At 64.0% G+C, this 12,466-nt stretch carries 17 protein-coding genes; 12 read left to right on the plus strand and 5 right to left on the minus strand.

Features of this window, described 5'->3' with window-relative positions; translation table 11 throughout:
* Nucleotides 1-15 precede the first annotated feature (15 nt).
* Nucleotides 16-411, plus strand: a complete 396-nt coding sequence (locus B2V17_RS08770) for an META domain-containing protein (protein ID WP_292996960.1) — start codon at nt 16-18, stop codon at nt 409-411.
* Here B2V17_RS08770 and B2V17_RS08775 read toward each other — a convergent pair.
* The 3 genes from B2V17_RS08775 to recR form a co-directional block, all read right to left on the minus strand.
* Nucleotides 408-1,757 (minus strand): DNA recombination protein RmuC, encoded by a 1,350-nt coding sequence (locus tag B2V17_RS08775; protein ID WP_292996961.1) that lies wholly within the window; start codon nt 1,755-1,757, stop codon nt 408-410. The genes B2V17_RS08770 and B2V17_RS08775 overlap by 4 nt on opposite strands.
* Before the next feature lie 239 nt (nt 1,758-1,996).
* Nucleotides 1,997-2,563, minus strand: a complete 567-nt coding sequence (def, locus tag B2V17_RS08780; protein WP_292996962.1) for a peptide deformylase — start codon at nt 2,561-2,563, stop codon at nt 1,997-1,999.
* Nucleotides 2,564-2,634: 71 nt separating this feature from the next.
* A complete protein-coding gene (recR, locus tag B2V17_RS08785; protein ID WP_292996963.1) occupies nt 2,635-3,231 on the minus strand; it encodes a recombination mediator RecR in 597 nt (198 codons plus the stop codon).
* Between the two features lie 110 nt (nt 3,232-3,341).
* On the opposite strand from recR, the gene fmt reads away from it, so the two are divergent.
* The 3 genes from fmt to B2V17_RS08800 are packed head-to-tail and all read left to right on the plus strand — an operon-like array spanning nt 3,342 to nt 6,135.
* Nucleotides 3,342-4,250 (plus strand): methionyl-tRNA formyltransferase, encoded by a 909-nt coding sequence (fmt, locus tag B2V17_RS08790; protein WP_292997003.1) that lies wholly within the window; start codon nt 3,342-3,344, stop codon nt 4,248-4,250.
* Nucleotides 4,247-4,993, plus strand: a complete 747-nt coding sequence (gene truA / locus B2V17_RS08795) for a tRNA pseudouridine(38-40) synthase TruA (protein WP_292996964.1) — start codon at nt 4,247-4,249, stop codon at nt 4,991-4,993. Before fmt ends, truA begins: the two co-directional genes overlap by 4 nt.
* A gap of 41 nt (nt 4,994-5,034) precedes the next feature.
* Entirely contained in the window at nt 5,035-6,135 is a 1,101-nt protein-coding gene (locus tag B2V17_RS08800) for an alcohol dehydrogenase catalytic domain-containing protein (RefSeq protein WP_292996965.1), read from the plus strand.
* A gap of 38 nt (nt 6,136-6,173) precedes the next feature.
* Here the strand turns inward: B2V17_RS08800 and cobS are convergent, their stop codons facing one another.
* Entirely contained in the window at nt 6,174-7,163 is a 990-nt protein-coding gene (gene cobS, locus B2V17_RS08805; RefSeq protein ID WP_292996966.1) for a cobaltochelatase subunit CobS, read from the minus strand.
* Between the two features lie 163 nt (nt 7,164-7,326).
* On the opposite strand from cobS, the gene B2V17_RS08810 reads away from it, so the two are divergent.
* The 8 genes from B2V17_RS08810 (at nt 7,327) to B2V17_RS08845 (ending at nt 11,792) form a co-directional block, all read left to right on the plus strand.
* On the plus strand, nt 7,327-7,947 hold the full coding sequence (locus B2V17_RS08810) for a TetR/AcrR family transcriptional regulator (RefSeq protein WP_292996967.1): 621 nt from the start codon (nt 7,327-7,329) through the stop codon (nt 7,945-7,947).
* Nucleotides 7,944-8,369 carry a VOC family protein gene (locus B2V17_RS08815; RefSeq protein ID WP_292996968.1) on the plus strand — a complete coding sequence of 142 codons (426 nt, stop codon included), beginning with the start codon at nt 7,944-7,946 and terminating at the stop codon, nt 8,367-8,369. The genes B2V17_RS08810 and B2V17_RS08815 overlap by 4 nt, the downstream gene beginning before the upstream one ends.
* Complete coding sequence (locus tag B2V17_RS08820; RefSeq protein WP_292996969.1) at nt 8,366-8,719, plus strand: DUF1428 domain-containing protein; 354 nt, start codon at nt 8,366-8,368, stop codon at nt 8,717-8,719. Before B2V17_RS08815 ends, B2V17_RS08820 begins: the two co-directional genes overlap by 4 nt.
* Before the next feature lie 50 nt (nt 8,720-8,769).
* Nucleotides 8,770-9,516 (plus strand): VOC family protein, encoded by a 747-nt coding sequence (locus tag B2V17_RS08825; protein WP_292996970.1) that lies wholly within the window; start codon nt 8,770-8,772, stop codon nt 9,514-9,516.
* A gap of 69 nt (nt 9,517-9,585) precedes the next feature.
* The gene (locus B2V17_RS08830) at nt 9,586-10,212 is read left to right on the plus strand and encodes a glutathione S-transferase family protein (RefSeq protein WP_292996971.1); all 627 of its coding nucleotides are present in this window, start codon (nt 9,586-9,588) and stop codon (nt 10,210-10,212) included.
* Nucleotides 10,209-10,685 carry a VOC family protein gene (locus B2V17_RS08835; protein ID WP_292996972.1) on the plus strand — a complete coding sequence of 159 codons (477 nt, stop codon included), beginning with the start codon at nt 10,209-10,211 and terminating at the stop codon, nt 10,683-10,685. Before B2V17_RS08830 ends, B2V17_RS08835 begins: the two co-directional genes overlap by 4 nt.
* Before the next feature lie 4 nt (nt 10,686-10,689).
* Nucleotides 10,690-11,337: a glutathione S-transferase family protein gene (locus tag B2V17_RS08840; RefSeq protein WP_292996973.1), complete on the plus strand. Its 648-nt coding sequence runs from the start codon at nt 10,690-10,692 to the stop codon at nt 11,335-11,337.
* Between the two features lie 14 nt (nt 11,338-11,351).
* On the plus strand, nt 11,352-11,792 hold the full coding sequence (locus B2V17_RS08845) for an SRPBCC domain-containing protein (RefSeq protein WP_292996974.1): 441 nt from the start codon (nt 11,352-11,354) through the stop codon (nt 11,790-11,792).
* A gap of 94 nt (nt 11,793-11,886) precedes the next feature.
* Here the strand turns inward: B2V17_RS08845 and B2V17_RS08850 are convergent, their stop codons facing one another.
* The gene (locus tag B2V17_RS08850) at nt 11,887-12,465 is read right to left on the minus strand and encodes a J domain-containing protein (RefSeq protein WP_292996975.1); all 579 of its coding nucleotides are present in this window, start codon (nt 12,463-12,465) and stop codon (nt 11,887-11,889) included.
* Nucleotide 12,466 lies beyond the last annotated feature (1 nt).

Raw genomic sequence — 12,466 nt, forward strand, 5'->3', positions numbered from 1 at the left:
GGCATTTCCGGAGCCATGATCAAGCTTGCATCGCTCATCGCCCTGCCCTTGCTGGCCGCCTGCACCACTGTGGCCGATGCCGCGCCGGAAGGTCCCGGCAGCGATTGGACCTTCGTTTCGATTGATGGCCGCGCACCGGTTTCGGACAAGACATCGCTGACAATCAGACCGGGCAGAATTGGCGCCAATGTCGGCTGCAACGGCCTTGGCGGCGACCTCAAACTGGAACCTGGACGGATGATCGTCGGGCCGGTGATCTCAACGCAAATGTATTGCGATGGCGTGATGGAGCAAGAACGCGCCGTCGCCGAACTGCTGGGCGCATCGCCGGCCTTCTTCATCGAGGGCAACCGTCTGGGCATCCGTTCGGACAAGCACGTCGCCGAACTGCGCAAGGTTATTCCGCGCTAGTCGGCAGCGTCCTCGCTGGCCTGCTCGATTGCCAGGGCCCCGCCCTCGGCATGGCGCGGAGCCGCTTCGACCAGCGGTACATCCTCGATCTCGCGTTTGCCGATCTCGACCCCCTTGTCGCGCAGCCGCTTGGCGCTGGTGACGACGTTGCGCTCAAAGCTGCCGACGAACTTGTTGTAGTTGTTGACTGCGCTTTCGAGGCCGCCGCCGACCCGTCGCAGGTGTTCCGACGCGGTGGCGATGCGGTCGTATATCTCGGTGCCGATCCGCCCGATCTCACGCGCTTCGCTGGCGAGGGCATCCTGCCGCCAGACCATCGCGACAGTCCGCGCGATCGCCACCAGATTGGTCGGAGTGGCCAGCAGAACCTTGTTATGAAAGGCGAAGTCCCACAGCTCCGGATCGTTCTCCAGCGCGGCGGCGACAAAGTGCTCACCCGGTACGAACATCACGACATAGTCCGGCGCTTCCTCGAACTGGCTTTGATAGCCCTTCGCCCCCAGCGTCTGGATATGCCCGCGCATCGAGCGGGCATGAAGATCGAGGTGGCGCTTGCGCTCGGCATCGTCGCTACACTCGAACGCGGCCTGGTAAGCGTTAAGCGAGACCTTCGCGTCGATCACCAGCTTCTTCTGCCCCGGAACATGGACGATGGCATCGGGCCGGAGCCGGCCTTCGTCGGTGTCCATCGAATGTTCGAGATTGAAATCGGTGTGTTCGCTAAGGCCGCATTGCTCAAGCACGTTCTGCAGCGCCCGTTCACCCCAGCGCCCGCGGGCCTTGGGGGCGTTGGTCAGCGAATTGCCGAGCCGCGCCGCCTCGGTCTTGACTGCTTCCTGCCCTTCGCGGACCGACTGGATCAGCCCGGCGAGCTGGCCGAAAGCGTCGACGCGGTTCTTCTCGAGCGCCTGGACCTGTTCCTCATAGGACTTGAGCCGCTGGTCGACCGGAGCCAGCAACGCCTTCAGCCGCTCGGCGCTCTTCTCTTCCGAATGGGCAAAGCGCTGCTGTGCCTCGGCCATCATCTGCTCGCGCGCCTGGGCCAGGATCTTCGCCCCGGCCGCTTCGAATTCCTTCTTTAGGGATTCCTGGGCAGTCAGCAGCGCGGCCTTCTGCTCGTCAAAATGCGCGGCATTGGCCTTGAGCGTGGCGAGTTCGATCGAGGCGTTGCCAAGATCGGCCACCGCCTTGCGGAATCGGGCGTCCAGATCGCGCCCCTCCGTCTCGCTCGCCGCCAATTGCTCGCGCAACTGCGCAGCGGGCCGCGAACCGGCGAACCAGCCGCCCATCGCACCCAGCGCCAAGCCCAGAAGCAATAAAACGATGCCGATAATCTGTCCGTCCATTCCGGCAACCTACTCAGAACGGAGCAAGAACACCAGCCCCCACTTTGCCCCTATCCACGTTCGTCACCCTGAACTTGTTTCAGGGTCCATGATGCCGCCAGCCCTGAAGACGCCGAAAACGATCCAACGGCCCGTCCTCGTTGCGGCACAGCGCACCGGTGGTGCCGTGGAATGGACCCTGAAACGAGTTCAGGGTGACGGCTGTGGGGTGGATTCGAGTGTTAGTTGTCTCTCGCTGATCAAGCCGCCTTGCGCAGCTTTTCCAGCTTCTTCAGCGCCATCTGCCGCTTAAGGCGGCTGAGGTGGTCGATGAACAGGATCCCTTCGAGGTGGTCCATCTCGTGCTGCAGGCAGGTCGCCATCAGCCCTTCCATCTCTTCCTCGTGGACCTTGCCGTCGAGATCCTGCCAGCGGGCGCGGATCCGGGCCGGGCGTTCGACCTCGGCATAGATTTCCGGGACCGAGAGGCAGCCTTCGGAATAGACCGCGTGATCGTCCGAGGGATCGAGGATCTCCGGATTGATGAAGACCTGCGGCTGCTTCAGCGTCGGCTGGTGGTGGTGATGATGGCCGTCGTGGTTGCACGGCACCGGCTCGGCATCGGGATCGTCGGGCTGGAGATCGATCACCAGCACGCGCAGCGGCACCCCGACCTGGATCGCGGCAAGCCCGATTCCGGGGGCGTCGTACATGGTTTCGAACATGTCATCGACCAGGGTGCGCAGTTCATCATTGAACGCGGTGACGGGGGCCGAGACCTGCTTGAGCACGGGATCGGGAACTTCGAGGATTTCGCGGATAGCCATGAAGGGGCACATAGTGCGAGGTTGCGCTGGCTTCAACCATAGGAATTCTTCGTGTCTTCGTGTGAACCCGATCAGCCCATCGGCCGCCGCGCGCGCAGCGCCTGGGCCAAAGTCCCTTCGTCGAGGTAATCAAGCTCTCCCCCCACCGGCAGGCCATGGGCCAGCTGGGTGATCCGCACCGGATAGCCTTCGAGCCGCTCGGCGATGTAATGCGCGGTGGTCTGGCCCTCCAGCGTGGCGTTCATCGCCAGGACGACCTCGTCGATCCCGCCCTGACTGACCCGTTCGAGCAGCTTGCCGATCGACAGGTCTTCGGGCCGCACGCCCTCCAGCGCCGAGAGCCGCCCGCCGAGCACGTGGTACCTGCCGGTGAACAGCCGCGCCCGATCGAGCGCCCACAGGTCCGAAACGTCCTCCACCACGCAAAGCTGGCGCGGATCGCGGCGTGGATCGGCACAGATCGCGCAAGGGTTGGTGGTATCGACATTGCCGCAGGTCTGGCATTCGACCAGCCCGGCCCGCACCGCCTCCAGCGCCTCGAGCAAACCAACCAGCGAAGTCTCGCGCCGCTTGATCAGCCACAGCACCGCGCGCCGCGCCGAACGCGGGCCAAGGCCCGGCAAGCGCGACAGCGCCTGGGTCAGTGCTTCGATTTCCGAGGAAGCCATAACGCTCTCTAACCGCTCAGGCTGAGCTTGTCGAAGCCCTGTCCTTTTCTTTTCCAACGTTGAAAGTAAGGACAGTCCTTCGATAAGCTCAGGACGGACGGAAATTGACTTTGCGCGTGATCTTCATGGGAACCCCTGATTTTGCCGTTCCGGCGCTGAAGGCGCTGGTCGCGGCGGGGCATGATGTGGTCGCCGCCTATACCCAGCCCCCCCGCCCCGGCGGCCGCCGCGGCAAGGAACTGACCCCTACCCCGGTACACAAGGCAGCCGTGGCGCTGGGGATCGAAGTGCGCCATCCGGCCAGCCTGAAGGGCACGGACGAGCAGGAGGCATTTGCAACGCTGAACGCCGATGTGGCAGTCGTCGCTGCCTATGGCCTGATCCTGCCTCAGACGGTGCTCGATGCGCCGCGCCTGGGCTGCCTTAATGTGCATGCCAGCCTGCTCCCGCGCTGGCGCGGCGCGGCCCCGATCCAGCGGGCGATCCTGGCGGGCGATGAATGGACCGGCGTCACCATCATGCAGATGGAAAAGGGCCTCGATACCGGGCCGATGCTGGCCGAGGTGAAGACGCCGGTGGTCGGCAAGACTACGGGCGAATTGACCGAGGAACTGGCCGAGCTTGGCGGCAACCTGATGGTTGAAGTCCTGGCCGACCTGCCCGGCCATGCGCCGCAGGTGCAGCCGGAAGAGGGCGTCACCTATGCCCACAAGATCGACAAGGCCGAGACCCGGATCGACTGGAGCCAGAGCGCCGGACAGGCCGAACGCCAGGTTCGCGCCTTTGCCCCCGCGCCGGGGGCCTGGTTCGAGTTCGAAGGCGAGCGCTGCAAGGTCCTTGCTGCCGAGATCGCCGCAGGCAGCGGCAAACCAGGTGAAGTACTGGATGACCAGCTGACCGTCGCTTGCGCTATCGGCGCGCTCCGACCCACTTGGGTGCAGCGGGCTGGCCGCCCGGCAATGGCGACGCAGGACCTGCTGCGCGGCTGGGCAATTGGCGCGGGGGCCGCACTCGCTTGACCCGTTTTGCCCTTACCCTCGAATTCGACGGCACACCGTTCATGGGCTTGCAGCGGCAAGCCCATGGGCCATCGGTGCAACAAGCGGTGGAGGAAGCGGTGCGTGCCACCACGGGGGAGACGGTCACGCTCCACGCCGCCGGGCGGACCGATGCCGGGGTTCATGCGCTGGGGATGCGGGTTCATGTCGATATCACGAAGGCAATCGACGCGTTCCGGCTGATGGAAGCGCTCAACCACCACCTGCGCCCCGATCCGATCGCGGTGCTGGCCTGCGAGGCCGTGGCGGATGACTGGCATGCGCGGTTTTCGTGCATCGGCCGCGAATACCTGTACCGGATCGCAAATCGCCGCGCGCCGCTGACACTCGATGCCAATCGCGCCTGGCAGGTTGCCCAGCCGCTCGACGCCGAAGCGATGCACCGCGCGGCACAGGCGCTGGTCGGGCACCACGACTTCACCACCTTCCGCTCGGTCCATTGCCAGGCACAAAGCGCGGAAAAGACGCTCGACCTGCTGAGCGCCGAGCGCGTGGGCGAGGAAGTCCACATCCGCGCCGCCGCGCGTTCGTTCCTGCATCACCAGGTCCGTTCGATGGTCGGCTGCCTCACGCTGGTCGGTATGGGCCGCTGGCGCGAGGAGCAAGTGGGCGAGGCGCTGGCCGCGCGCGACCGCGCCGCATTGGGCCTCAATGCACCCAGCGAAGGGCTTTATTTCGTTCGCGCGCTTTACCCCGGCGAATGACGCACTAGGTTGCATTCCGAAACAGAATCGGGAGACAACCAATGGCATTCACCGGCAAGCAGCTCACCACCCAGCTCGACGCGGACGGCACGCTGACCCTCCAGCTCAACGACAAGACCTGGGATGATCCCAAGACCGGCCAGGTGCTGATCAAGGTTGAAGCCAGCCCGATCAATCCTTCGGACCTCGGCCTGCTGTTCGCCAGCGCCGATACCGAAAACGCGGTTTACTCGCCCGGCAAGGTCGTGGCGAAGATGCCCGACAACGCCACCCGCGCGATGAAGGCGCGGCACGGCATGGCGATGCCGGCAGGCAACGAAGCAGCCGGCACCGTGGTCGCGGCAGGCGCAGGCGCGGAACACCTGATGGGCAAGCGGATCGCCTGCGTTCCCGGCACCGCCTATGGCAGCTACGCAATCGCCGAAGCGCAGATGGCTTTTGCCGTCGATGACAGCGTAACTGCGGAACAGGCCGCAAGTTCGTTCGTCAACCCGATGACCGCGCTGGGTTTTACCGAAACGATGAAGCTGGAAGGCTTCACCGGGATCGTCCACGCTGCCGCCGCATCGAACCTCGGCCAGATGCTGGTCAAGATCTGCCTTGAGGACAACATTCCGCTGGTCAACATCGTCCGCAGCGACGAGCAGGTGAAGCTGCTCAAGGACCTTGGCGCAACCCACGTGCTCAACATGACCGACGCCGATTTCATGCCCAGGCTGATCGACGCAATTGCGGAGACCAAGGCGATGATCGGGTTCGATCCGATCGGCGGCGGCACGCTCGCCGGGCAGATCCTGACTGCGATGGAAGCCGCCGCCAGCCGCGGCGCCGCCTTCAGCCGCTATGGCTCATCGGAGCCGAAGAAGGTCTACATCTATGGCGCGCTCGATCTCGGCCCGACGATCCTCAACCGCGCCTTCGGCCTGACCTGGGACCTCGCCGGCTGGCTGCTGACCCCGTTCATGATGAAAGCCGGGATGGAAGTGGTCGGCCGGATGCGCGCGCGGGTGATGAAGGACCTGACCACCACCTTCGCCAGCCATTATGCCAGGAAGGGCAACCTCGAAGACATGCTCACAAAGGATGCAGTGAGCATGTACAACGCGCGGCGCACGGGCGAGAAGTACCTGGTCACGCCGTAAGCGAGATATCCTCCCTGACGCGCAGCGTCGGGGAGGAATTACCCCTTCCCGACAACGCTTTCCGGCAGTTCGGTTCCGAACACGCGCTGGTAGTACTCCGCCACCAGCATCCGCTCGGTCTCGTCGCACTTGTTGAGGAACGAGAGGCGGAAGGCGAAGCCGGGGTCCTTGAAGATCGCGGTGTTCTGCGCCCAGGTGATCACGGTGCGCGGGCTCATCACGGTGCTGATATCGCCGTTGATGAAGCCCTGGCGGGTCAGATCGGCGACCTTGACCATGTTGGCGACCATTTCGGCGGAGGCGCCTTCGGTCTTGGCCAGCACGATCTCGCTTTCGACCTGTGCGGGCAGGTAGTTGAGCTGAACGACTATGTTCCAGCGGTCCATCTGCGCCTGGTTGATCGCCTGGGTGCCGTGATAGAGCCCGCTGGTATCGCCGAGACCGACCGTATTGGCGGTGGCAAACAGGCGGAAGTTCTTGTCCGGACGGATCACCCGGTTCTGATCGAGCAGGGTCAGCTTTCCTTCGGTTTCCAGCACGCGCTGGATCACAAACATCACGTCGGGGCGGCCGGCATCGTACTCGTCGAAAACCAGCGCGACCGGGTGCTGCAGCGCCCAGGGCAGCAGCCCTTCGCGGAATTCGGTTACCTGTAGCCCGTCGCGCAGCACGATCGCATCGCGGCCGACCAGATCGATCCGGCTGATATGGGCGTCGAGGTTGATGCGAACAGTCGGCCAGTTGAGCCGGGCCGCGACCTGCTCAATGTGTGTCGACTTGCCGGTACCGTGATAGCCCTGGACGATCACCCGGCGGTTGAAGGCAAAGCCAGCCAGAATCGCAAGCGTCGTATCCGGATCGAACACATAGGCGCCGTCCACATCGGGCGTACGCTCGTCCGGCTGGCTAAAGGCCGGAACCTTCATGTCGATATCGATCCCGAAAAGCTCGCGCACGCTCACCTCGGTGTCGGGCGCGGGCAGGACGGTCTGGTTCGAAGTGTCGCTCAGGGCTGTTTTGTCGGTCATCGCGGGAACCGACTATACGCGCGGGCGCACGGCTGCAACTGCCTTTGCGCGCCAAACCGCGACTATTTCAACCGCGCGGTTAAGTCAGTCGGGCGGTGCAGGCTGAAGGACCGGCCGTGTGAAGCGGACTTGCACCATACCAACTGGTCGGTATGATGATGCCATGTCCACGAGTCGCCCTGCCCTGGGCACCACTGCCCGTGACCGGTTGATCGCCGCCGCGCACCAGACTGTGCGGGCCAAGGGCTATGCCGCCACCTCGGTTGACGAGCTGTGCGGAGCCGCCGGGGTGACCAAGGGCGCGTTCTTTCACCACTTCCCTTCGAAGGAGGCATTGGGCGTTGCCGCGGCCAATGCCTGGACCGCGCGGGCCGAAGAACACATCTTCACCCTGCCGGAATGGACCCGGCTGCCCGATCCGCTTGACCGGCTGCTGGCGCATATCGATTTCCGGCTGGCGATGATCGAGGGCCCGGTCGAGGATTTCACCTGTTTCGTCGGAACGATGGTGCAGGAAGCCTATCTGACCAACCAGCCGATCCGAAAGGCCTGCCAGGCCAGCATCGGTGCCTATGCCGAACGGCTGGCCGAGGACATCCAGGCTGCGGTTGAACAACATGGCGCGCAGATCGACGCGCTGAGCCTGGCCTATCATGTCCAGGCCGTGCTGCAGGGCGCCTTCATTCTGGCCAAGGCCCAGAACGATCCGGCGCGCGCGCGGGACTCAGTTGCCCATCTCAAGCGATATGTCTCGATGCTGTTCGGAAAGACGGACCAACCATGACTCAAATGATCTTCGTCAACCTGCCGGTGGCCGATCTGCCCTGCGCCCGTGCATTCTATGAAGCGCTGGGTTTCACCCACAACCCTGCCTTCTCCAACGAAGAGGGGGCCTGCATGGTTCTGTCCGAGACGATCCATGTGATGATCCTGACTCACGCCAAATGGCGGACCTTTACCACCCGTCCGATCTGCCCGCCGGGTTCGAGCGAGGTTTCGCTGGCAATCACCTGCGGTGAAAAGGCCGAAGTTACCCGCCTGGTCGAGGCTGGAGCGGCCGCCGGCGGCGCAGCGGACGTCAATCCGCCCGAGGACCATGGCTTCATGTACCAGCGCACCATCGCCGATCCCGATGGTCACATCTGGGAACCGTTCTGGATGGATCCGTCCGCAGTGGGCGGCGCTGCAGAGGAGACTGCGCCATGAGCTTCTTCGACATCGCAATCTACACGGTCGCATCGGACGACAAGCAGGCCCTGACCGACTTTGCGACCAGCGCCGATCAAATCTTTCTGGAATACGGGGCGCTGCGCCTGATCGATGGTTGGGGTGAGGACGTCCCCCACGGCAAGGTCACCGATCTTTACCGCGCCGTTGCTGCCGGAGAAGGCCGTACAGTCTGCGTCGGGATTGTCGAATGGCCGGACAAGGCGACCCGTGATGCCGGTTGGGCGAGGCTGGAAACCGATCCGCGCATGCAGGGAATCCAAGGACCAATGGACGGAAAGCACATGATTTTCGGCGGTTTTTCGGGACTGGTCGATATCACGGCATAAGGAGCAAGGCGACGAGCACTCTTCAAGGCAGCTGGATCTGGTACGAACTGATGACCGCCGACCCGGCAGCGGCCAAGGCTTTCTACGAGCCGATCATTGGCTGGACGATGTCTCCTGGTACGCCCGAAACCGGCAACTACGGTTTCATCGCTGCACCGGACCAGGCAATGGTCAGCGGCGTTCTGGCGCTGACCGAGGATATGACCGCGCACGGCGCGCGGCCTTGCTGGGTCGGTTATATCGGCGTCGATGATTGCGATGCCACAGTCACCGCGATCGAGGCCGCTGGCGGGAAGACGCTGATGCCGCCGAACGATGTGCCGATGGCCGGGCGGATTGCAATGGTCGCCGATCCGGGCGGCGCACCGTTCTATGTCATAACCCCTACCCCGCCCCCTGGCGGCGGCGAAAGCACTGCGTTCCAGGCTGAGATCAACTGCGGCCATTGCGGCTGGAACGAACTGCTGGCCGGCGATGCCCCGCGCGAACTGGGGTTTTACACCGGCCTGTTCGGCTGGTCGCTTCCCGAACCGATGGATATGGGCCCGATGGGGAAATACCAGTTCATCGCGCATGACGGCGTGACTGTCGGAGCGATCATGCCGGCCATGCCGCAGACCCCGGCCCCGTTCTGGAATCACTATTTCTGGGTGCCCAGCATCGCTGCTGCCAGGCCGCTGATCGAGGCTGGCGGCGGACAGGTGATCAACGGACCGATGGAAGTCCCCGGCGGCAGCTGGATCGTCCAGGGGATCGATCCGCAAGGAGCGTTTTTCAGCCTGGTCGGCGGCGCGTAGCCAAGCTTGACCAGCGCAAATTGATCGGCCAAGTTCCGTATTTGTTCCAATTCGACCGGGAGTATCGCCGTGGCCGCCTACACCTTTTTCACCAATCCAATGAGCCGCGGCCAGATTGCGCGCTGGGCGCTGCATGAAGTCGGTGCGGCTTATGACCAAATACTTGTCGACTGGACATCAAAGCCGGCAGAGCTCGTCCGCGCCAATCCGATGGGCAAGGTGCCGACGCTGATCCATCGCACTGAATCCGGAGAGCGGATCGTGACTGAATGCGCGGCGATCTGCGCCTATCTCGGCGAGGTTCATCCCGAAGCCGGGCTGCTGCCAAGCGAAGCTGAACTGGCCGATTACTACCGCTGGATGTTCTTCGCCGCCGGTCCATTGGAGCAGGCAATCGTAGGTCGATCAATGGGCTGGGAAGTGCCCAAAGACCGCGAAGCCATGGTCGGCTTCGGCAGTTTCGATCGGGTGCTCGATACGCTTGAAGCCCATTTCGATCTCAACGCGTACGTCTGCGGGAACCGCTTTACCATGGCCGATGTTTATGTCGGCAGTCAGATTGACTGGGGCCTCACCTTTGGCTCGATCCCGCCGCGCCAGGCCTTCGTCGCCTACGCCGAACGGCTCCAGGCGCGCGACGCCTACAAGGAAGCCAAGGGGATCGACAACGACCTGATCCAGGAGATGCGCAAATGACCGACGTAACCTTGTGCCTGTGGTATGACGGCGCTGCCGAGGAAGCGGCACGGTTTTATGCCGCCACCTTCCCGGACAGCAGCCTAGGCGCCATCCACCGCGCGCCCGGCGATTTCCCGGGCGGCAAAGCAGGCGATCCGCTGACAGTCGAATTCACCGTGCTCAGCCTGAAATGCATCGGGCTGAACGGCGGGCCGATCTTCCCTCATACCGAAGCCTTCAGCTTTCAGGTCGGCACCGACAGTCAGGAGGAAACCGACCGTTACTGGGACGCGATTGTTGGCAATGGCGGCGCGGAAAGCGCCTGTGGCTGGTGCAAGGACAAGTGGGGCCTCAACTGGCAGATCACCCCCAAGGTACTCACACAGGGCATGGCCGATCCCGATCCCGCAGTCCGCGCCCGCGTGTTCGAGGCGATGATGACGATGGGCAAGATCGACCACGCTGCGATCGAAGCGGCGCGGGCAGGATAGGCCGGTGCTCAAGCTCTACGGCCACCCCTTTTCCAGCTACACCTGGAAGGCGCTGATCCCACTCTATGCCAACGCCACGCCGTTCGAGTTCCGGCAGGTCGGCGGGGTAAATGCCGATGACGATGCCTTCGTTCAGGCGGCAAGCCCCTCTGGCAAGTTTCCGGTGTTGGTCGATGGTGACAAAGAGGTGTTCGAGGCGACCGCGATCATCGAGCATCTCCAGATCCACCAACCCGGCCCTTCCCCGCTCCTGCCGGAAGACCCGGCGGAAGCCGTGCAAGTGCGGATGCTCGACCGGGTGTTTGACAACTATGTCATGGGTGTGATGCAGGAAAGCGTCGCCGAGGCGATCCGGCTCGGCGCGCTGGGTCCTGAAACCCGCAGCAGCGTGGAACAGCGGCTCGACCGGTCCTATCGCTGGCTCGACACATGGCTGGAAAACTATGACCGCCCGGATCACGTCACGCTGATCGAATGCGCCGCCGCGCCAAGCCTGTTCTATGCCGACTGGGTCCATCGCATCCCGGCCGATCTCGCCCGGCTGACCGCCTGGCGCGCTCATCTGCTGGCCTTGCCACCCATCGCCCGCTGTGTTGAAGATGCCCGCCCGTTCCGCCACTACTTCCCGCTCGGTGCGCCCGACCGCGATTGAACAGAGGATTTTGCATGTACGAACTGTCCGTCACCCGCCTGATTGATGCCGCGCCCGACAAGGTCTGGAAGGTCCTGACCGAGCGGACCAACGAATGGTGGTGCCCCAAGCCGTGGCGCGCCGAGGTGGATTGGGGCAGCCGTGCGCCGGGCGGGCGCACCCACACCACCATGCACGGCCCCAACGGCGAAAAGAACGAACATCCCGGCTTTATCCTTGCCTGGGACGAAGGCCGCCGGATTGCGGTGACCGACGCGATCGAAGGTGATCTCAAGCCGGCCGGACCCTTCATGCTCGGCATCTGGGAAATCGCGCCCGAAGGCAGCGGCACCCGCTATACCGGCCGGGCCCGGCACTGGACATCGGAGAGCATGGCCCACCACAAGGAGATGGGCTTTGACGAAGGCTGGGGGATCATGGCCGATCAGTTCAAGGAACTGTGCGAAGCCGGGTGAGCGTCGTTCGCGTTTCACATCAAGCAGCGGCTGCATCCCCCTCCCCGCTGGGGAGGGGAGTCAGAGCGCCTGGATGACGGAACATGGCAAGGGCTTAGGCGAAGGCTGCAGCGCGCCTTAGCAGCTGGTAAGACTCGACCACTTCCTGCAACCGCGTCTCGAAGCTGCGGTCCCCGCCGTTGCGATCGGGGTGGTACTTGCGGACCAGTTGCGAGTATCGACTGCGCAGATCGTGACGGCTGGCATCAATCCCCAGTCCCAGTACGTCGAGGGCGCGGCGCTCGTCAGGCGTCACTGCCCGGCCGTCTTCGCGCTGCGCCGGTTTGCGCACCCGGGCGCGCTGGCTGATCGCTTCAAGCGGATCGGTGAAATCGGCCCAGCGTGGTGCGGCGTCAATCCCGGCGGTGGGGGAAAAGGCCCGGGTCTGACGGTCCCAGCCGTGAATAGGGTGCTGGGCGCGGATGATCTCTTCCGCGCTCATCCCTTCGAACCAGTCATAGCCGGAGTTGAATTCGCGGACGTGGTCGAGGCAGAACCAGTGATAGTCTCCCGGTCCGTCAAAGCTCGATCCGCGCGGCCCGGGCGCGCGGAATTCCCCGACCTCGGGGCAGCCGGGCCGCTCGCAGCGCCGGTCGCCCCGGCCGACCCGTCCATGAAAGCGATCGTTCTTCACC

Source organism: Novosphingobium sp. UBA6272 (genome assembly GCF_002440635.1).
Classification (GTDB): domain Bacteria; phylum Pseudomonadota; class Alphaproteobacteria; order Sphingomonadales; family Sphingomonadaceae; genus Novosphingobium.